At 62.9% G+C, this 21,630-nt stretch carries 15 protein-coding genes; 10 read left to right on the plus strand and 5 right to left on the minus strand.

Annotation, left to right across the window (positions count from 1 at the left end; translation table 11 throughout):
* Positions 1-88 precede the first annotated feature (88 nt).
* From MF606_RS15590 to chvE (MF606_RS15610), 5 genes are all read right to left on the minus strand, one after another.
* A complete protein-coding gene (locus MF606_RS15590) occupies positions 89-1,591 on the minus strand; it encodes an FAD-dependent monooxygenase (protein WP_240230266.1) in 1,503 nt (500 codons plus the stop codon).
* Positions 1,592-1,775: 184 nt separating this feature from the next.
* A complete protein-coding gene (gene mmsB, locus MF606_RS15595) occupies positions 1,776-3,059 on the minus strand; it encodes a multiple monosaccharide ABC transporter permease (RefSeq protein ID WP_240230267.1) in 1,284 nt (427 codons plus the stop codon).
* Positions 3,056-4,588: a multiple monosaccharide ABC transporter ATP-binding protein gene (gene mmsA / locus MF606_RS15600; protein ID WP_240230268.1), complete on the minus strand. Its 1,533-nt coding sequence runs from the start codon at positions 4,586-4,588 to the stop codon at positions 3,056-3,058. Before mmsA ends, mmsB begins: the two co-directional genes overlap by 4 nt.
* Before the next feature lie 110 nt (positions 4,589-4,698).
* On the minus strand, positions 4,699-5,784 hold the full coding sequence (chvE, locus tag MF606_RS15605; RefSeq protein WP_240230269.1) for a multiple monosaccharide ABC transporter substrate-binding protein: 1,086 nt from the start codon (positions 5,782-5,784) through the stop codon (positions 4,699-4,701).
* Positions 5,785-6,103: 319 nt separating this feature from the next.
* Complete coding sequence (chvE, locus tag MF606_RS15610; RefSeq protein ID WP_275693092.1) at positions 6,104-7,177, minus strand: multiple monosaccharide ABC transporter substrate-binding protein; 1,074 nt, start codon at positions 7,175-7,177, stop codon at positions 6,104-6,106.
* A gap of 446 nt (positions 7,178-7,623) precedes the next feature.
* On the opposite strand from chvE (MF606_RS15610), the gene MF606_RS15615 reads away from it, so the two are divergent.
* From MF606_RS15615 to MF606_RS15660, 10 genes are all read left to right on the plus strand, one after another.
* Complete coding sequence (locus MF606_RS15615; protein ID WP_240230270.1) at positions 7,624-8,397, plus strand: FadR/GntR family transcriptional regulator; 774 nt, start codon at positions 7,624-7,626, stop codon at positions 8,395-8,397.
* Between the two features lie 67 nt (positions 8,398-8,464).
* Positions 8,465-9,424 (plus strand): sugar-binding transcriptional regulator, encoded by a 960-nt coding sequence (locus MF606_RS15620; protein WP_240230271.1) that lies wholly within the window; start codon positions 8,465-8,467, stop codon positions 9,422-9,424.
* Positions 9,425-9,582: 158 nt separating this feature from the next.
* Complete coding sequence (locus MF606_RS15625) at positions 9,583-10,893, plus strand: ABC transporter substrate-binding protein (protein ID WP_240230272.1); 1,311 nt, start codon at positions 9,583-9,585, stop codon at positions 10,891-10,893.
* A 143-nt stretch (positions 10,894-11,036) separates the two neighbouring features.
* Positions 11,037-11,909: a carbohydrate ABC transporter permease gene (locus tag MF606_RS15630; RefSeq protein WP_240230273.1), complete on the plus strand. Its 873-nt coding sequence runs from the start codon at positions 11,037-11,039 to the stop codon at positions 11,907-11,909.
* A 192-nt stretch (positions 11,910-12,101) separates the two neighbouring features.
* Positions 12,102-12,932, plus strand: a complete 831-nt coding sequence (locus MF606_RS15635) for a carbohydrate ABC transporter permease (RefSeq protein WP_240230274.1) — start codon at positions 12,102-12,104, stop codon at positions 12,930-12,932.
* Between the two features lie 173 nt (positions 12,933-13,105).
* Entirely contained in the window at positions 13,106-14,110 is a 1,005-nt protein-coding gene (locus MF606_RS15640; RefSeq protein ID WP_240230275.1) for an ABC transporter ATP-binding protein, read from the plus strand.
* Positions 14,111-14,245: 135 nt separating this feature from the next.
* Complete coding sequence (locus MF606_RS15645) at positions 14,246-15,721, plus strand: mannitol dehydrogenase family protein (protein ID WP_240230276.1); 1,476 nt, start codon at positions 14,246-14,248, stop codon at positions 15,719-15,721.
* A gap of 37 nt (positions 15,722-15,758) precedes the next feature.
* On the plus strand, positions 15,759-16,442 hold the full coding sequence (locus MF606_RS15650; RefSeq protein WP_240230277.1) for an HAD family hydrolase: 684 nt from the start codon (positions 15,759-15,761) through the stop codon (positions 16,440-16,442).
* Between the two features lie 2 nt (positions 16,443-16,444).
* Positions 16,445-18,031, plus strand: a complete 1,587-nt coding sequence (locus MF606_RS15655; protein WP_240230278.1) for an FGGY-family carbohydrate kinase — start codon at positions 16,445-16,447, stop codon at positions 18,029-18,031.
* Positions 18,032-18,278: 247 nt separating this feature from the next.
* Positions 18,279-21,629, plus strand: coding sequence for a transglutaminase family protein (locus MF606_RS15660; RefSeq protein WP_240230279.1), 3,351 nt, complete (start codon positions 18,279-18,281; stop codon positions 21,627-21,629).
* The last annotated feature ends 1 nt before the right edge of the window (position 21,630 follow it).

The following is a 21,630-nucleotide window of genomic DNA, read 5'->3' on the forward strand; positions in this document are numbered from 1 at the left end:
GCCCTTGCGAGTCACGAGATCAACGCCGACAACCTGGTTGTCACCCGGCCAAAAGGGGGCCGCCGAGGTAGACCCGGCGGCTTCGCTATCAGGCCGGAGGTCCGAACCACGTGGTAAGCGCCTCGACAAGCCCGGCCTGGCTGCCCTCGCCCACCCAGGCCACATAGCCATCGGGGCGGATCAACACCGCGGCAGGCGCCGCGACCACGCCGAGCGCCGGCAGCTCCCACGTCCCATCGTAACTGGCTTCGGCCAGGGTCACGCGGTCCAGCCACGCCGCGATATTGATGGCGCCTGGCTCGCCAAGATTGAGCAGCACTGGCCGCGCCTCATGCAGTAGGCTAAAGACCCGTCGCTCTTCCCCAGCAATGCTGAGATCAAGATCGGGCATGCGCCGCCCAAGCAGCGGATGGCCCTCGCCGAGGTCGTAGCGAATACCAAGCCCTGACATCATCGCCGCGAACGTCCTGCGTGGTTCTTCCATGCCGAACACTTCGGCCATGACGTCGCGCAAGGCCTTGGTCCGTTCGTCCTCGCGCCGCAGCACCACCGAGGCCATGGTATTGCGCAGCACGCGCGCGGCCACCGGGTGGCGTTCAGCCTGATAGCTGTCGAGCACGCTCTCCGGCGAAATCCCCTTGACCACCTGCGCCAGTTTCCAGCCGAGATTGACCGCATCCTGCACGCCGGTCTGGAGGCCCTGGCCGCCATCGGGCGGATGCACATGCGCCGCATCCCCGGCGATCAGCACCCTGCCCTTGCGGTAGTCAGCGGCCTGCCGGGTCACGTCGGTGAACCGGGAAATCGATGTCGGGCTATGAATGCCGAAATCCGTGCCATAGACAGCGATAAGCGCCTCGCGCAGATCATCGAAGGTCGGCTCGCCCGTGGCGCCGCTGGTCCGCTCCGTCACGAGCACGCGGACTGGTCCTTCATCGGCATAGGCGATCTTGCCGTCCCGAATTTCGTAGGCAACTCGCCCCAGGCCGTGAATGCCGATGGCGTCGCGGCGCGTACCCCACTCCGCCGGCGGGTCGGCCATCTCGACCTCGGCGATGAGGTTGCTCGTTGTCGGTTCGAGCCCGGGAAAATCGATGCCCGCCGCCTTGCGGATCAGGCTGCGTCCACCGTCGCAGCCGACGAGGTACCTGGCGCGCAATAACCGGCCGTCGCCGAGCTCGGTATCGACGCCGGACCCATCTTGCGCGAAACCCGTCACCTCGCAACCGCGATACCACCGCACCCCCAGACCTTCGACCCAGCGGGCCAGGATATGTTCGATACGGTTCTGCCACAGCCCGAGGCTGTAGGGGTGACGCGTGGGAAAATCGCCGATGTCGAAGGTGACGCCAGCAAAGCCGATAGCCTGGGCCTTCTGCCCCTCGGCAAGGAACTGCTCGGCGATGCCACGCTGGTCGAAAATCTCGATGGTGCGCGGATGCAATCCGCCGGCGCGCGAGCCGGCAATGTCCTGATTAGCGCGACGTTCGACGATGGCGACGTCAACGCCTGCCAGGGCCAGTTCGCCCGCCAGCATCAGCCCCGTCGGGCCTCCGCCGGCAATCACTACCGCATATTCGGACTGAGGCATGTGTCGCTCCGTATGAATCAAACCGGGGCGGGCGTTTTACGGGATGACCGGGGTCTTGAAGCAAGCCCCTTGCGCTCTACATATAAGATACGGCGGGGTGTTCCCGGCCGCCCGAAGGCTCGAAACATCGAGCAAAAGCCGCCAGGTCGCCCCGGCGGCTTCGTCATTTCCAGAAACCGGCGCCTTACGACGAGCGGTTCTTGTTGTAGAGATCGAAGAACACGGCTGCGAGCAGCACCACGCCCTTGATCATCTGCTGCCAGTCGATGTTGACGCCCATGATCGACATGCCGTTGTTCATCACGCCCATGATGAAAGCACCGATCACCGCACCAGCCACAGCGCCGACACCACCCAGTGCCGAAGCGCCGCCGATAAACACGGCCGCAATCACGTCGAGCTCGAGGCCCTGCCCGGCTTTCGGCGTCGCCGAGTTGAGGCGGGCGGCATAGATCATGCCGGCCAAAGCGGCCAGCGCGCCCATGATGGCGAAGACATAGAAGGTCAGCCGCTCGGTCTTGATGCCTGACAGGGCAGCCGCCTTGAGGTTGCCGCCCAGCGCATAGATGCGGCGGCCGAAGGTCATGCGCTTGGTGATGAACACGAAGAGCGCGATCAGGATGCCCATCACCACCAGCACGTTCGGCAGGCCGCGATAGGATGCCAGCATGTAGGCAAAGAACAGGACCAGGGCCGCGATGACCAGGTTCTTGGCCACGAACAGCCCGAAGGGTTCGCTCTCATAGCCGCGGGCCTTGCGGCGGGCGCGGCTGCGGATGGAGAAGAACACCATGGCTACGACGGCGATAATGGCCAGCACCATGGTTGTCGTGTGCAGAACCAACGGCTGTACGCCCTCGCTGGCGGCAACCAGCGTCGTCGGTCCGATCAGATCGGGGATGAAGCCTGCCGACAGCAGCTGGAACTCGGCCGGGAACGGGCCGACCGACTTACCGGCCAGGACCGCGAGCGACAGGCCTTTGAAGATCAGCATGCCGGCCAGGGTCACGATGAAGGACGGGATTTTGTGATAGGCGATGAGATAGCCCTGCGCCGCCCCGATCGCCGCGCCGACCACGATACAGATCGCACCGGCTACGAATGGATTGGCCAGGAACGCGAATTCGGGCGGAAAGCGCCAGCCCACCATCAGCATGGCCGCCAGCGCGCCCACAAAGCCGGACACCGAACCGACCGAAAGATCGATATGGCCGGCAACAATGACCAGCAGCATGCCCAGTGCCATCACGATGATGTAGCTGTTCTGCAGGATGATGTTGGTCAGATTGACCGGCTTGAACAGCACGCCGGCGGTGAAATACTGGAAGAACAGCATGATCAGGATCAGCGCCAGCAGCAGGCCGTAATCGCGCATATTGGCCTGGAGCGCGCCCCAGATGGTGAGTTCCTGGTTCTTGACCTGTTCACCGGTCGCTGGAATGCCCGGCTGGGCGGTTTCGGTGGTCATGATGCCTTCCCTTCAGCGCGGACGATGGCCCGCATGATCTTTTCCTGGCTGGCCTCGGCTGTCGGCATTTCGCCAACGATGCGGCCTTCGTTCATTACATAGACGCGGTCGGTAATCCCCAGCAGCTCCGGCATCTCCGAGGAGATGACGAGGATGGCTTTGCCCTGCGCCGCCAGCTGGTTGATGATGGTGTAGATTTCGTACTTGGCGCCGACATCGATGCCGCGCGTCGGCTCGTCGAGGATCAGCACGTCAGGGTTCGAGAACAGCCACTTGCTGAGCACGACCTTCTGCTGGTTGCCGCCAGAGAGATTGCCGGTGACCTGATAGACGCTCGATGAGCGGATATTGGTCTTCTTGCGATACTCATTGGCAACGTCCATCTCGGCCAGATCATCGATCACCCCGACCTTCGAAATGCCGGCGAGGTTGGCGATCGTCGTATTGTGCTTGATGTGATCGATGAGGTTGAGGCCGTAGGTTTTGCGGTCCTCGGTGGCATAGGCCAGGCCATGCGCCACCGCCTTCTCCACGGAAGACGTATCGACCTGCTTGCCGTGGAGATACACCTCGCCAGTGATCTTCTGGCCATAGGATTTGCCGAAGACGCTCATGGCGAATTCGGTGCGGCCCGAGCCCATCAGCCCGGCAATGCCGACCACTTCACCCTTGCGAATGGTGATGCCGATATTCTTGATCACTTGTCTTTCGCGATGCTGCGGGTGGTAGACGCTCCAGTTCTTGACCTCGAACACCACCTCGCCAATATCAGGCACACGGCTCGGATAGCGGTCATCCAGCGACCGGCCCACCATCAGCGTGATGATGCGGTCTTCGGTGATGTCTTCCTTGTTCAGCGTCTCGATGCTGCGCCCGTCACGGATGACGGTGATGCGATCGGCAACTTTCGATATCTCGTTCAGCTTGTGGCTGATCAGGATCGAGGTAATGCCCTGCTTGCGGAACTCCATCAGCAGGTCGAGCAGCGCCGCGCTGTCCTTTTCCGACAACGAGGCGGTCGGCTCGTCAAGAATGAGGAGCTTCACCTCCTTGGAGAGCGCCTTGGCGATTTCCACCAGTTGCTGCTTGCCGACGCCGATATTGGTCACCAGCGTATTGGGGTCCTCGGTCAGGCCCACCATGCCGAGCAGCTTGCGCGCGCCGTCACGGGTCTCATCCCAGTCGATGACGCCGCCCTTGGCCTGCTCATTGCCCAGGAAGATATTCTCGGCAATCGACAGCAGCGGCACCAGCGCCAGCTCTTGGTGAATGATGACGATGCCCTTGTGCTCGCTGTCACGGATCGACTTGAAGTGCTGCTCTTCGCCCTTGTAGATGATCTGCCCGTCATAGCTGCCCGACGGATAGACCCCGCTCAGCACCTTCATCAGGGTGGACTTACCGGCCCCGTTCTCGCCGACGATGGCGTGGATTTCCGCCTCGCGCACGTCGAGGTTGACGTCAGACAACGCCTTCACGCCGGGGAAAGTCTTGGTGATGCCGCGCATCTCCAGAATTGTATTGCTCATGCTTTTCTCGCCTTGGTGGCCACCTTCGCTGCCTTGGCAACAGTGAACTCGGCCGGCCCGGATCGCGGTGGGTTCCGCATGTTTGCGAAACCCGAGCTCGTAGCAGTAAATTACTGCAAGTCGGCCTCCTTGATATAGCCGGAATCCACCACCAGCTCTTTGTAGTTGGTGGCGTCGACTTCGTAGGGCGTCAGCAGAACCGACGGAACGACTTTGACCCCATTGTCATAGGTCGTGGTGTCGAGATCGGCCGGCGTACCACCACCCAGCACAGTGTCGACCAGGTCGGCGGTGACGCGTGCAAGCTCACGAGTGTCCTTGTAGACGGTCGAATACTGCTCGCCGGCAATGATCGCCTTGATCGAGGGGATTTCGGCATCCTGACCCGAGATGATCGGCCATGCCAGGCCACCCGAGCCGTAACCGACGCCGCGCAGCGACGACAGGATACCGCGGGCAACACCGTCATTGGGCGACAGCACCGCATTGACCACTGCACCGTCCGAATAATTGGCCGACAGCAGGTTATCCATGCGGGCCTGCGCCGTGGCGCCGTCCCACTTCAGCGTACCGACCTTGTCCATGCCCATCTGGCCGGACTTCACCACCAGCACGCCGGAGTCGATCAGCGGCTGCAGCACGCTCATGGCGCCGTCGTAGAAGAAGAAGGCATTGTTATCGTCAGGCGAGCCGCCGAAGAGTTCGATATTGAACGGACCACCGGTCAGGCCACCGCCGTCCTGGCCGCCAAGCCCCTTGATGATCGAATTGGCCTGCAGCACGCCGACCTGGAAGTTGTCGAAGGTAGTGTAATAATCGACATTGGCCGTGTCGCGGATCAGCCGGTCATAGGCAAAGACCTTGATGCCGGCATCGGCAGCCTGCTGCAGCGCAGCGCTCAGCGTCGTGCCATCCAGCGCGGCGATGACCAGGGCCTTGGAACCCTTGGTGACCATATTCTCGATCTGCGCCAGCTGGTTCGGGATATCGTCGCCGGCATATTGCAGGTCGACCGTGTAACCCTTGGCTTCCAGCGCGGCCTTGAGCTCGGCACCATCCGAATTCCAGCGCAGCGTGGTCTGTTCCGGCATGGCAATGCCGATAATGCCCTTGTCCTGCGCCGAAACCAGGCTCGCCGAACCCAGGATGAGCCCGCTGGTCACAGCGACCGCGGCGAGCGATTTAAGGATGTTCATTCGTATCTCCCTTACAATGTTATGCGGGCTTGAATAGGGACGCAGGAAAGCAACGCCCGCCTTGCCGACACGAAACGGCAATCATCGAGCGATACCAAACGGCACCAGCGGATCGTCTGCTTGAACTCTCCAGTCGGCGGCTTTGCGCCTTGGCCCTCCCAAGCCAACGCCGGGAGAATAGGACAGACAATGAACTTCCGCAAGAAATTTGAGGTACGTGCATCGATTGTTTTTCGATTTCGATTATTGCGAAATCAGTCATCTATTCAACAAGATAGGCCCCGCGTCACCGCGGAGCCTTTTGCTTGAAGAGCGAGGCTTACTGGATGTCTTCCGGCTTCAGGTAGCCGGAGTCGATGACGAGGGCCTGGTAGTTGGAAGCGTCGACTTCGTACGGGGTCAGCAGGATCGACGGCACGACCTTGACGCCATTGTCATAGGTGGTGGTGTCGAGGCCCTCAGGCGTACCGCCCGAAACCAGCGTGTCGACGAGGTCGGCAGTGGTCTTGGCCAGTTCGCGGGTGTCCTTGTAGATGGTCGAATACTGTTCGCCGGCGATGATCGCCTTGACGGACGGTGCTTCGGCATCCTGGCCCGAGATGACAGGCCATGGCAGGTCGGCCGAGCCATAACCAACGCCGCGGAGCGACGAGATGATACCGCGCGACAGGCCGTCATAGGGAGCCAGAACGGCGTCGACGCGCGAGCCGTCCGAGTAGTTGGCGGAGAGGATATTGTCCATGCGGGCCTGTGCGACAGCACCGTCCCAACGCAGCGTACCGACGGTATCCATGCCCATCTGGCCGGACTTCACGACCAGGTCGCCCTTGTCGATCAGCGGCTGGAAGACGCTCATGGCGCCATCGTAGAAGAAGAAGGCGTTGTTATCGTCTGGCGAGCCGCCGAACAGCTCGATATTGAACGGGCCGGCCTTCTCCGGATAGCCAAGACCCTTGAGGATCGAGTTGGCCTGGAGCACGCCCACCTGGAAATTGTCGAAGGTGGTGTAGAGGTCGACATTGGCGGTGTCGCGGATCAGGCGGTCATAAGCGATGACCTTGATACCGGCGTCGGCAGCCTGCTGCAGCACGGCCGACAGCGTGGTGCCGTCGATCGAAGCAACCACGAGAGCCTTGACGCCCTTGGTAACCATGTTTTCGATCTGGGCGAGCTGGTTCGGGATGTCGTCTTCTGCGTATTGCAGGTCGACGGTGTAGCCCTTGGCTTCGAGAGCCGTCTTGAGCTCATTGCCATCAGAGATCCAGCGCAGCGAGGACTGCGTCGGCATGGCAATGCCGATCTGGCCCTTGTCCTGGGCGAAGACCGCGGTGGAAGCAGTCAGCGCCATGGCGCCGACAGCCAGCACGGTGGCAAGCGTCTTGAAAATCTTCACGTCTCGACTCCCTTTTGTCTTTCGAGTTCAGAAGCTTTGGATGGTCGTCATGGGAGAGGCCGACTGAGCATGCAGGTGCTGCGCCGGAGCCTGGATTGCGAGCAACCCACAGCACCACGCGGACGACAGAATATGCCGAGCGAACACCCTGCGGTGCCCGGCCGTACTGCGCTGCATGAAAGTCCTCCTAAAACGGCGGCCTTGCCGCCAGGGCCCTCCCAAGCCCATGCGGCGGAACCTAGGATAATCAGATACCCCTGTAAAGCCGATTCCCCACCCTGTCGTTATTTTTTTCGACAGTCGAATATTAATCATGGGCATGTTTCACGGCGATTGCGATCACAGTCTCTCGACGATATCATGACACTGTCCGAGCAGAATTTCGTTCAAACGAAACACAATAGGTCGGACTATATGCAAAAGGTATCTGATACCTTGGAGGGGACTTGAGCATCTCGGACGCCGATTCACGGCCAGATCAACCCACTGCCGCCGGCACTGTGGCGGACCATCTGGCGCAAATGGTCCTGCGCGAACTGGCACCCGGTTCGAGCCTGCCCAGCGAGGCGGAACTTGCCGCGCGCTACGACGTCAGCCGGTTGACCATTCGCGAGGCGGTCAAGCTGCTGGAGGGTCGCGGACTGCTGGTCATCGCCCGCGGCCGCAAGGCGGTGGTCCGCGAACCCGACGGCGCCGCCTTCGCCGATTTCCTCACCTCGGTCATCCGATACGATCCCAAGGGGCTGTTCGATCTCATCGAGGTCCGCTTGTCGCTCGAAGTGCAGTCGGCCACCTTGGCCGCCAAGCGCGCCACGCGTGCCGGCATTGCCGCCATCGAGAGCAAGCTCCAGGGCATGCGCGACACGGTCGGCGAGCCTGGCGCGGCGATGACGCCCGAGCAGGAATTGGCCTTTCACACCCACGATGTGGGCTTTCATGAAGCCGTGGCGCTGGCCAGCGGCAACCGCGTGCTCGGCTTTCTGTTCGAGGCCATGGCGCAACCTCTGCGCGAGGGATTCTTCATCAGCCGACGCGGTCATGAGCAGCGCGGCCATACCCTGCACGACACCATCGCGGCGCATCAGCGCATTCTCGATTGCATCAAGGACGGCAATGGCCGTGCTGCCGCCGAAGCGATGCGCGTTCACCTCAAGGATACCGAACGCGACATCAGGGTAGCCGTCAGCCAACTCGCCCTGCGGCCAGTCTCACGGACCTGATCTCCACAAACGCCTTGCGGCCCGGCGCGGCATGGCCGAATAATCCCGCCGCAATGTGGGATGGATAATGGTGCAGAGACTCGACAGCTCCTCCAATCGGCTGGACGACGCAGCCCGCGCGGGCTGGCTCTACTACGTGGCCGGCAATACGCAGGAAGAGATCGCGACCAAGCTTGGCATTTCGCGCCAGTCGGCCCAGCGCCTGGTTTCTCTTTCCGTCAGCGAGGGGCTGATCAAGGTACGCCTCGATCACCCGATCGGCCGCTGCATGGATCTGGCAAGCCGTCTCAAGACGCGTTTTGCGCTCGACCTGGTCGAGGTCGTACCGTCCGACCCCACCAGTGAATCGACCACCATCGGCGTGGCCGAGGCTACAGCAGCCGAGATCGAACGCTGGCTCAAGCGCCCCGACCCCATCGTCATGGCCATTGGTACCGGCCGCACGCTGAAGGCGGCGGTCGAGCAGCTCATGCCCATGGAGTGCCCGCATCACAAGGTGGTTTCGCTCACGGGCAATATCGCGCCAGACGGCTCTGCGGCCTATTACAACGTCATCTTCAACGTCGCTGACACGGTCAAGGCGCGCAGCTTTCCCATGCCCCTGCCCGTCATCGCCTCGTCGGCCCGCGAGCGCGAATTGCTGCACGCGCAGCCTATGATCCGCGAAACCCTCGCGCTCACTGCCCAGGCCGACGTCACCTTTGTCGGCGTGGGCGATATCGGCCCCGAAGCCCCTCTCTATCTGGATGGCTTCATCACCGACGCCGAGCTCAAGGCACTGCAAAAGGCGGGCGCCGTTGGCGAGATTTGCGGCTGGAGCTTCGACATCGACGGAAAGATGGTCGAAGGCCTCACAAATGACCGTGTCGCCTCAGCCCCGATTCCATCTCGCGAACGCTCTCTCGTCATAGCAATCGCTATGGGCAAGAGAAAATTGCCCGGCATCAAAGCTACGCTGAACCGCCGATTGGTCAACGGATTGATCACTGACGAAAAAACCGCCGAAGGCCTACTCGATCTGCCGTAAACGGCTGCAATAGCTACAATAATCCGGGAAATACCCACAGCGCTGCGGTGCGCACGTCAATCGGCGGGCGCATGGCACGCTTGACTCTGCCGCATGAGTTGTGAGTATTTGCCCATCACCGGGACAAATGCCCGTTCCGGATACTGGGAGGTATATTGATGAAACTGACACCCATTCTCGTGGGCGCATTCACCGTGGCGTTGGCGTCTTCCGCCTCGGCACAGACGCTCACCATCGCCACCGTCAACAATGGCGATATGGTTCGCATGCAGGGCCTGTCCCCCGCATTCACCGAAGAAACCGGCATCGCTCTCAACTGGGTCGTGCTCGAAGAAAACACCCTGCGCCAGAACGTCACTACCGACATCGCTACCAATGGCGGCCAGTACGACGTGATGACGATCGGCACCTATGAGGCTCCGATCTGGGCCAAGCAGGGCTGGCTCGTCCCGCTAGACGCCCTCACCAGCGACGCCGCCTACGATGTCGATGACCTACTGCCCCCGATCCGCGATGGCCTCTCTTACGAAGGCAAGCTCTACGCAGCGCCCTTCTATGGCGAGAGCTCCTTCATCATGTACCGCACGGACCTGATGGAAAAGGCCGGCCTCACCATGCCGGAAGCTCCCACCTGGGAGTTCATCGGCGAAGCCGCCCGCGCCATGACCGATCGCGCCGCTGACATCAACGGCATCTGCCTGCGCGGCAAGGCCGGCTGGGGCGAGAACATGGCCTTCCTCACCGCCATGTCCAACTCCTTCGGCGCCCGCTGGTTCGACGAAACCTGGAAGCCCCAGTTCGATCAACCCGAGTGGAAGGCCACACTCGACACCTATCTCAGCCTGATGGCCGATGCCGGTCCGGCCGGCGCCTCCTCCAACGGCTTCAACGAGAACCTGACCCTGTTTCAGCAGGGCAAGTGCGGCATGTGGATCGACGCCACAGTTGCCGCGTCTTTCGTGACCAACCCGACGGACTCCACCGTCGCCGACAAGGTCGGTTTTGCCCTGGCGCCAGATACCGGCCTCGGCAAGCGTGGCAACTGGCTCTGGGCCTGGTCGCTCGCCATTCCCGCCAGTTCGCAGAACCAGGATGCGGCAGCCAAGTTCATCAACTGGGCAACCAACAAGGCCTATCTCGAAACCGTTGCCGCACAGGACGGCTGGGCCAATGTGCCTCCTGGCACGCGCATCTCGCTCTATGAGAATGCCGAATACCAGGCAGCCGCGCCCTTCGCCGAAATGACCATGGGCTCGATCTACGCCGCTGACCCGACCCAGCCGTCGGTGAAGCCGGTGCCCTATACCGGCGTGCAGTTCGTCGCCATCCCGGAATTTGCTGGTATCGCGACCAATGTCGGCCAGCTCTTCTCGGCGGCGCTTGCCGGCCAGATGTCGGCCGATGACGCTCTGGCCCAGGCCCAGGACGCCACTACGCGCGACATGACCCGCGCCGGCTACATCAAGTAGTCTCCTCTCCCGAGGAAGAGCCGCCCGGTTGAAGGTCCCCTCTGGAGACCGGGCGGTTCGAAACTAACGGGACGTTTCCCGCCCTCGCGGGAGTGACCGACGAAATTAGCCCGGACCAACCGGGATGGTTGGGGAGAACGACGATGGCTACTGCACAAACCCGCACCCTCGCCCGCGTCATGATGGCGCCTGCTGTGATCGTGCTGCTGGTCTGGATGATCGTGCCGCTGGTAATGACCCTGTGGTTCTCGTTCCAGAACTACAGCCTCATCAATCCGATGATGACCGGCTTCGCCGGCTGGGGGAACTACCTCTACGTCATCGGCGATCCGAGCTTCACCCAATCCCTGATCAATACGCTGATCCTGGTCGGCGGGGTTCTGCTCATCACTGTCGTCGGTGGCATTTTCCTGGCACTGCTGATCGACCAGCCCATCTGGGGCCAGGGCATCCTTCGCATCATCGTCATCTCACCCTTCTTCGTCATGCCGCCGGTCGCGGCGCTGATCTGGAAGAATGGCTTCATGCATCCCGGCTACGGCATGCTCGGGCACCTGTGGAAGGCGTTTGGGCTGCAGCCGGTCGACTGGTTCAACCAGTATCCGTTGTTCTCGGTCATCGTCATCGTCGCCTGGCAGTGGCTGCCCTTTGCCACCCTGATTTTCCTCACCGCCCTGCAGTCGCTCTCCGAGGAGCAGCGTGAGGCGGCCGAGATGGATGGCGCCAATGCCGTCAACCGCTTCTACTACATCATCCTGCCGCACATGGCCCGATCGGTGACCATAGTCATCCTGATCCAGACCATCTTCCTGCTCGGCATCTTCGCGGAAATCCGCGTCACCACTGGAGGCGGCCCCGGCTATGCCTCCACCAACATCGCCTTCCTCGTCTTCCGCACCGGCATCCTCTCCAACGACATCGGCGCCGGTTCGGCCGGTGGCGTGGTCGCCGTCATCATCGCCAACATCGTCGCATTCTTCCTGATGCGCGCAGTGGGGAAGAACTTGGATGCGTGACCTTTCTCAAGACTGCGGGCTGCCCATCTTCACCTCTCCCTTTGGGGGAGAGGTCGACCCTCTTGGGTCGGGTGAGGGGGCCTTTCTCGAACTCGGTGGGCGGGTAAGGCCCCCTCACCCGTCGCTGCGCTCCGACCTCTCCCCCAAAGGGAGAGGTGTGGCTGCGCCTCTTTCCGGCGTCAGGAGCTGACCATGGCACGCAACGTTTCCACTGGCACCAAACTCGGCTTCACCATCGCTGCCTGGCTTGTCGCGTTGATCCTCTTCTCCCCCATCCTCTGGGTGCTCCTCACGGCCTTCAAGACCGAGTCCGAGGCCATCGCCAATACGCCGACCTTCTTCCCGCAGAATTTCACGCTCGAGAACTTCTCGGCGGTGCAGGACCGGTCCGACTACTTCAAGCACGCCATCAATTCGATCATCGTCTCGGTGGGCTCGACCCTGCTCGGCCTCGTCATCGCCATTCCCGCCGCCTGGTCCATGGCCTTCGCGCCATCGAAAAAGACCAAGGACATCCTGATGTGGATGCTCTCCACCAAGATGATGCCCGCCGTCGGCGTGCTCATCCCGATCTACCTGATCTTCCGCGACCTACGCCTGCTCGACACCGTGCATGGCCTGACGCTGATCATGACGCTGATCAACCTGCCGATCATCATCTGGATGCTCTATACCTACTTCAAGGAAATCCCCGTCGACATCCTCGAAGCCGCCCGCATGGATGGCGCCGAGCTCTGGAACGAGATCACTCACGTCCTCGTGCCGATGGCCGTGCCCGGCATAGCCTCGACGCTGCTGCTCAACGTCATCCTGGCCTGGAACGAAGCCTTCTGGACCATCACGCTGACCTCGGGCCGCGCCGGCACGCTCACCGCCTTTATTTCATCCTTCTCGAGCCCGCAGGGTCTCTTCCTCGCCAAGCTCTCCGCCGCCTCGCTGCTGGCGATCGCCCCCATCCTGCTCATGGGCTGGTTCAGCCAGAAGCAGTTGGTGCGTGGTTTGACCTTCGGGGCCGTGAAATGATGGCCACGAATATATCAGTCGAGACCCTCCCCCTTTGTGGGGAGGGATCAAGGGTGGGGGGTGGCTCCCATATCGGGGCTCTCCCACCCCCTCCCACCCTCCCTCATCAAGGGGGAGGTGCCGCCCGGTGGGCACCGAACCATCCTGCCACGCTTAAGCAGAAGGACTAGAAAATGGGCTCCATCTCCCTCCAGAACGTCAAGAAGTCCTTCGGCGAGGTCCATATCATCCCGGACATTTCGCTCGACATCAAAGACGGCGAGTTCGTTGTCTTCGTCGGCCCCTCTGGCTGCGGCAAGTCAACCCTGCTGCGCCTGATCGCCGGGCTCGAGGACACCACATCGGGCACCATTCTGCTCGATGGCGAAGACATGACCAAGGCGCCGCCCGCCCGTCGCGGCCTCGCCATGGTGTTCCAGTCCTATGCGCTCTATCCGCACATGACGGTGCGCGACAACATCGCCTTCCCCCTCAAGATGGCAAAAGCGCCCAAGGAGTTGATCGACCAGAAGGTCGAGTATGCCGCGCGCACGCTCAACCTCACCTCCTATCTCGACCGCCGCCCGCGCGCTCTGTCGGGCGGCCAGCGCCAGCGCGTCGCCATCGGCCGCGCCATCGTGCGCGAGCCCAAGGCCTTCCTGTTCGACGAACCCTTGTCGAACCTCGACGCCGCCCTGCGCGTCAACATGCGGCTCGAGATCACCGAACTGCACCAGCAGCTCAAGACCACCATGATCTACGTCACCCACGACCAGGTCGAGGCCATGACCATGGCCGACCGCATCGTGGTGCTCAATGCCGGCAATGTGGAGCAGTTCGGCTCCCCGCTCGACCTCTACAAGAAACCCGCCAACCGCTTTGTCGCCGGCTTCATCGGCTCGCCGAAGATGAACTTCATCGATGGCCCGGAAGCAGCCAAGTACAACGCCCACTCGATCGGCGTCCGCCCCGAGCACTTCAAGCTCAGCCGCGAGAACGCCGCCGGCGCCTGGAAGGGCAAGGTCGGCGTCGCCGAGCAGCTCGGCTCCGACACCTTCCTGCACGTGCATGTCGAGGGTCTGGGCCTGATGACCATCCGCACCGATGGCGACCAGACCTTCAATCACGGCGACGACGTCTACCTCTCACCCGACCAGACTCGCATCTACAAGTTCGATGCGGCAGGCAAGGCGATTTAGGCGCGATACATGGAGTAGACCTCACCCTGAGCCTGTCGAAGGGCGAGGTCGTGGCAGACAAGTTTCAGCGAACCCGACTCGTGGTTCGACAGGCTCACCATGAGGTCTCATGGGCGCGCGTTAAGGACTAACACCATGACCACCAAGCTCTCGGCCCAGGCTCTCGACTCCATCACCACCGCCTCCGTTCCCGCCTACGACCGAAGCGCCCTCACCGCCGGGATCGTCCATTTCGGCGTCGGCAACTTCCATCGCGCTCATCAGGCCGTCTACCTGGACGATCTGTTCGCCACCGGCGCCGGTCATGACTGGGCCCTTGTCGGCGCCGGCGTCCGCGATGCCGACGAAGCCATGCGCCAGAAGTTGATGGCGCAGGATTGGCTAACCACCGTGGTCGAGCAGGAAGCCGACGCGTCGAGCGCCCGCGTCACCGGTGCCATGATCGACTACCTGCGCCCCGGCGACGCGGCCACGGTCATCGCCCGCCTGTCCGACCCCGCCATCCGCATCGTCTCGCTGACCATTACCGAGGGCGGCTACTACATCGATCCCGCCAGCCAGAAATTCGATCCTGGTCACCCCGACATCGCCTTCGACGCCGCCCATATGGCGGCGCCCAGAACGGCCTTCGGCCTCATCCTCGCCGGCCTCATCGCGCGCCGCGCCGCCGGCATCTTGCCCTTCACCGTCATGAGCTGCGACAATATCCCCGGCAACGGCCACGTGACGCAAAACGCCGTCATCGGCCTCGCCAATCTTGTTGACCCGGCCCTGGCCCAATGGGTCACTGACAACGTCGCCTTCCCCAACGGCATGGTCGACCGCATCACCCCGGCCACCTCGCCACGCGAGATCACCCTGCTCGCCGACAATTTTGGCATTGAAGACAATTGGCCGGTCTTCTGCGAGAGCTTCAAGCAATGGGTGCTCGAAGACAATTTCCCCGCCGGCCGGCCGGCGCTGGAAAACGTCGGCGTGCAATTCGTCAAGGACGTCGCGCCCTACGAGCACATGAAGATCCGCATTCTCAATGGCGGCCACGCCACCATCGCCTATCCGGCGGGGCTGATGGATATCCATTTCGTCCACGAGGCCATGCAGCACCCGCTCGTCGCCGCCTTCCTCACCAAGGTCGAGAACGACGAGATCATCCCCGTCGTGCCCCCCGTGCCCGATACCAATCTCGACGACTATTTCGCCCTCTGCCAGCGCCGCTTCGCCAATCCCAAGATCGGCGACACCGTCAGACGCCTTGCCCTCGACGGCTCTAACCGCCAGCCCAAATTCATTATCCCGTCGGCGCTCGATCGGGTCACGTCTGGCCAATCCGTCACCGGCCTCGCCCTCGTCTCGGCGCTCTGGTGTCGCTATTGCTACGGCACGACGGATTCCGGTGCCGTGATCGAGCCCAACGATCCAAGCTGGGACCGTCTCACCGCCCAATCAAAACTCGCCAAGGACGAGCCCAAGGCCTGGCTGGCCATGGTCGACATTTATGGCGACCTCGCCCGCAACCAGACCTTCATCATTGCCTTCACCCACGCGCTGACGACACTATGGTCCATCGGCACCAAGGCGACGCTGGAACGGTATCTGGCGGATAGTTTGTAGCCATGGCTTGGGCAGTGGCCCGCCAAGCCCAACGGCGATGACCCCAAACCTCATCATCTTCGATTGCGATGGCGTCCTGGTCGATAGCGAGCCCCTGGCCATGCGCGTCCTGCTTGCGGCCATCGCCGCCCAGGGCATCGAGGTCTCCGCCGAAACCGCCTATCGCGACTATCTCGGCCGCTCGCTCGCCTCGGTCTCGGCCAGCCTCATTGACAGCCATGGCATGCCGCTCGGCGACTCTGCCCTCAAGGCCATGCGCGGCGACCTCTATGCTCTTTACAGCAAGGAGCTGCGTGCCAGTCCCGGCCTGCCCGAAATACTGGCGCAGCTCGAAACGCCCTTCTGCGTGGCGTCCTCGTCCGCACCCGAGCGCATCCGCCTCAGCCTCGAACTCACCGGCCTCCTGCCCTGGTTCGGGGACCGAATCTATTCGGCAAGCATGGTCGAGAACGGCAAGCCGGCGCCCGACTTGTTTCTCTATGCCGCGGAGGCCATGCGGGTCGCACCCAACCGCTGTCTCGTCATCGAAGACAGCCCTGCCGGCATCACAGCGGCAAGGCGCGCCGGCATGGCGGTTTTCGGCTATCTTGGCGGCAGCCACGTCGCCGCGAGCGGCCTGCGCGCCGCCATCGAAACGCTCGAACCCGATTGCATTTTCGACGATATGCACGCCTTGCCCGATCTAGTAAGGTCGCCGCGAACGGATAAGAAGGCGCTCTAGGTTTGACGCAAAGCCTCCTCGTGGCAGTGGATGTTGGCACGGGGAGTGCCCGGGCGGGAGTGTTGACGCCGCAAGGAGCGCTGCTGGGTCGCGCCGAGCATCCGATCGCGATGAACCGAACCGACGCCAATCACGCCGAGCACGATAGCGGGCAAATCTGGCAGGCCGTCTGCACCGCCGTGCGCGACGCCATGACTTTTGCCGGCGCCCGGCCCGAGCAGGTTGTCGGCCTCGGTTTCGACGCCACCTGCTCGCTGGTCGTGCGCGATAGCAACGGCCAGCCGGTGACGGTTTCCACCAATGGCGAGGACCGCTGGGATACCCTGGTCTGGCTCGATCACCGCGCCCTTGCCGAAGCCGACGAATGCACCCGGACCGGGCACGCCGTACTCAATTATGCCGGGGGCGTCATGTCGCCGGAAATGGAAGTGCCCAAGCTCATGTGGCTCAAGCGCCGCATGCCCAGGAGTTGGGGTCGCGCCGGCATGATGTTCGACCTGGCGGACTTCCTGTCGTGGAAAGCCACCGGCTCGCTGGCCCGCTCGCAATCGACGCTCACCTGCAAATGGACCTACCTCGCCCATACCATGCCCGGCTGGCAGGCCGACTTCCTGGCGCGGGTCGGGCTCGATGACCTCATCGACAAGGCCGCCCTGCCGAACGTGGCCAGCCCCGTCGGCGCCGACCTTGGCGTCCTGACCAAAGAGGCCGCGGACGAACTGGGCCTCACCACCCAATGCCATGTCGGCGCTGGCCTGATCGATGCCCATGCCGGCGCGCTGGGGGTGCTCGGCGCCTTTACCAGCGACGTTGGCACCATCGACCGGCACCTCGCCCTCATCGCCGGCACGTCGAGCTGTGTCATGGCACTCTCCGCCGAGGAACGCCCGACATCGGGCGTGTGGGGCCCGTACTTCGGCGCCGTCATTCCCGGCGCATGGCTCAACGAAGGGGGCCAGTCGGCCACCGGCGCCCTGCTCGATCACATCATTCGCTGGCACGGCGCCGGTGGCGATCCGACACCCGAGATGCATCGCGCCATCGCTGCCCGCATTCTGGAATTGCGGACGCAGGAAGGTCTGGCACTGGCCGACCGCCTCCACGTCCTGCCCGATTTTCACGGCAATCGCTCCCCGCTCGGCGATCCTTTTGCTCTGGGCGTCATCTCCGGCCTGACGCTCGACAGCGATTTCGACTCCCTCTGTCGCCTCTATTGGCGCACCTGCGTCTCGATCGCGCTGGGCGTTCGCCACATCCTCGAAACCCTCAACACCCTCGGCTACGCCATCGATACACTGCACGTCACGGGCGGCCACACCAAGAATGCCGTGCTGATGGGGCTCTACGCCGATGCCACCGGCTGCACGGTGGTCGAGTCCTCGGCCAAGGACGCGACCCTCCTCGGCATGGCTATGGTCGCCGCCACCGCTGCCGGCCTCCACCCCAGCCTCGATGCTGCCTGCGTCGCCATGCGACAAGGCGGCCGCGAACGCGCGCCCGACCCCGCCGCACGCGCCCAGTTCGACAAGGACTACCGGATTTTTCTGGAAATGCTGCGGCAGCGCCAAGCCATCGACGCGATGGTGTGACCCTTTCTCGCCCCTCCGCCCCCGGGGGAGGTTGTTGCATAGCCGCCGGGGCCTTCCCACCCACTGATCGTCACGCTCGGTCTTGACCCGAGGGCTCTACACTTGCTGCACCCTCGGTAAGTACAGACCCCTCGGGTCAAGCCCGAGGGTGACGATCGAGTTCATCCGCCTAGCCGCCGCCTGCAATCCCCGCTAAGCTCTTTATCGGGAAGTCAAATTCGTGGCCTGAAGCGAGCGACCTGAACGCATGTCGATCAAAGCCGCCGTCTATCATCTGACACACTACAAATATGACCGGCCGGTCTATCTGCAGCCCCAGATCATCCGTCTGCAACCGGCGCCGCATTCCAAGACCAAGGTGCTGAGCTATTCGCTCAAGGTTTCGCCCTCGCTGCACTTCGTCAACGTGCAGCAGGACCCTTATGGCAATTTCCTGACGCGCTTCGTCTTCCCCGAGCCGGTGACCGAGCTCAAGATCGAGGTCGACCTCGTCGCCGACATGACGGTCTACAACCCCTTCGACTTCTTCGTTGAAGAAAGCGCCGAAACCTTCCCGTTCGAGTATCCCGAGGATATCCGCGCCGATCTCTCCATCTACATGCAGCCCGAACCTGTTGGTCCCTTGCTGCAGAAATTCCTCGACGGCATCGACAGATCACCGGTCAACACTGTGAATTTCGTCACCGCTATCAACGCCTCCATCCAGCAGCACATCGCCTATATCGTTCGAATGGAGACCGGTGTCTGGACACCCGAGGAAACCCTGGGGAACGCGAAGGGCTCCTGCCGCGACTCCAGCTGGCTGCTGGTGCAAACCCTGCGCAATCTCGGCTTTGCCGCCCGCTTCGTCTCCGGGTACCTGATTCAGCTCAAGCCCGATCTCGTCTCGCTCGACGGCCCCGCCGGCACCGACCACGATTTCACCGATCTCCACGCCTGGTGCGAAGTCTATCTTCCTGGCGCCGGCTGGGTCGGCCTCGATCCCACCTCGGGCCTGCTGACCGGCGAAAGCCACGTGCCGTTGGCAGCGACTCCGCATTTCCGCAACGCCGCGCCGATCTCCGGCTTTGCTTCCTACGCCGAGGTCGACTTCGCCTTCGATATGCGGGTGGATCGCGTTGCCGAGCATCCGCGCATCACCAGGCCGTTCTCCGATGCTAGCTGGGACGAGCTCAACGCGCTCGGCAAGCAGGTCGACAAGGTGCTCGCCGAAAACGACGTTCGCCTGACCATGGGTGGCGAGCCGACCTTTGTTTCCATTGATGATTTCGAAGCCGACGAGTGGAATACCGGCGCTGTCGGCCCGACCAAGCGCGTGCTGGCGGACGACCTGATCCGCCGTCTGCGCGAGCGTTTTGCGCCCAATGGGATGCTGCATTACGGCCAAGGCAAGTGGTATCCCGGCGAAACCCTGCCGCGCTGGACCTTCTCGCTCTACTGGCGACTCGACGGCAAACCGGTCTGGACCGACGAAAAGCTGATCGCCCGCGAAGGCGTCAAGACGGCAGCAAGCCACCAGCATGCTCGCGATTTTCTTGCAGCCTTCTCTCGCAATCTGGGCCTGACGGGCGAAACGATCGCCGAGGCCTACGAGGACCCCGGCGAGTGGCTGCTCAAGGAGGCCAATCTTCCGGAAAACGTCGACCCCGCCAATTCCGAATTGGCCGATCCCGAAGCTCGCTCCCGCATCGCCAAGGTGTTCGAGCGTGGCCTGACCAATCCCACCGGCTACGTGCTTCCGGTGCAACGTTGGAACGCCGCCGCGTCGAGCCCCTGGCTCACCGAGAAATGGAAGACCCGTCGCGGTAAGCTCTTTCTCGCGCCCGGCGACAGCCCCGCCGGCTATCGCCTGCCGCTGAGTTCGCTCAAGCACATCAAGCCGACCGAATACCCCCATGTCGTGGCGATGGACCCCGGTGCACCGCGCGGTCCTCTGCCCGATCCGGAGGAAATCCTCGTCCGCCAGAAGACCGGTCTCGAGGCTGATCCGCGGGCGCAGGCCACCTCGTCCTTCACTGCCGCCAGCGAGCAACAGGACCGGACCGAGCAGGAAATCAGCGAGATTGAAGGTGAGGTGCGCACCGCCGTGACCGCCGAAATCCGCGATCACCGCCTATGTGTGTTCCTGCCGCCGGTGGAAAAGCTGGAAGACTATCTCGAACTCGTCGCCGCCACCGAGGCGGCCGCTAAGGAGATCGGCCAGCCGGTTCATCTTGAGGGCTATGCCCCGCCGCACGATCCGCGTCTCAACGTCATTCGCGTCGCGCCCGATCCTGGAGTCATCGAGGTCAATATTCACCCGGCATCGAGCTGGGACGATTGCGTCGCCACCACCACGGCGATCTACGAAGAAGCCCGCCTGTCGCGCCTCGGCGCCGACAAGTTCATGATCGACGGTCGCCATACCGGCACCGGCGGTGGCAATCACGTCGTGGTCGGCGGCGCCACGCCGCATGACAGTCCGTTCCTGCGCCGGCCCGACCTGCTCAAGTCGCTGGTGCTGCACTGGCAGCGCCACCCCGCGATGAGCTATCTGTTTTCGGGCCTGTTCATCGGGCCGACCAGCCAAGCACCCCGCTTCGACGAGGCCCGCCACGACAGCCTCTACGAACTCGAAATCGCCATGGCCCAGGTGCCGCACCCGCAGTCGGGTCAGCCGGCGCCGCTGCCGTGGCTGGTCGATCGCCTGTTCCGCAATCTGCTCGTCGACGTCACCGGCAATACCCACCGCTCCGAAATCTGCATCGACAAGCTCTACTCTCCCGATGGTCCAACTGGCCGTTTGGGTCTGGTTGAGTTCCGCGGCTTCGAAATGCCGCCTAATGCCCGCATGTCGCTCGCGCAACAGGTTCTCATCCGCGCTCTGATTGCCCGCTACTGGGCCGATCCCGCAGAAGGCAGCTTCGCGCGGTGGGGCACGACGCTGCATGATCGTTTCATGCTGCCGCATTATGTCTGGCAGGACTTCCTCGACGTCGTCGGCGATCTCGACCGCCACGGCTTCAAGGTCGACCCCGCCTGGTTCACGGCCCAGCTCGAATTCCGCTTCCCGTTCTGCGGCGAAGTTGAATATGACGGCGTGCGTCTTGAGCTGCGCCAGGCACTCGAGCCTTGGCACGTCATGGGCGAACAGGGCGCCATTGGCGGCACTGTGCGGTTCGTCGATAGCTCCGTCGAACGCCTCCAAGTCAAGCTCGAAGGCATCAATCCCGAACGCTACGCCGTGACCTGCAATCAGCGTCCGGTGCCGCTGCGAACGACCGATCAGGCCGGCACCGCCGTCGCCGGCGTACGCTACAAGGCTTGGCAACCCGCGTCGGGCCTGCATCCAACGCTGCCCGTCAACACGCCGCTGGTCTTCGATATCTACGATCGTTGGACTCAGCGCCCGGTTGGCGGCTGTGTCTACCACGTCGCCCATCCCGGCGGCCGCAATTACGAGACCTTCCCGGTCAACGGCAACGAGGCCGAAGCCCGGCGCCTCGCCCGTTTTGTTCCCCAGAACTATTCGACCGGCGGCTTCAGCCTGCGCGAGGAAAAGCCTGCGGACGAGTTCCCGCTGACGCTTGACCTCCGTCGTCCGCCGCGCTTCTGGTAGC

The sequence above is a fragment of the Devosia lacusdianchii genome, assembly GCF_022429625.1.
Taxonomy (GTDB): Bacteria; Pseudomonadota; Alphaproteobacteria; order Rhizobiales; family Devosiaceae; genus Devosia; species Devosia lacusdianchii.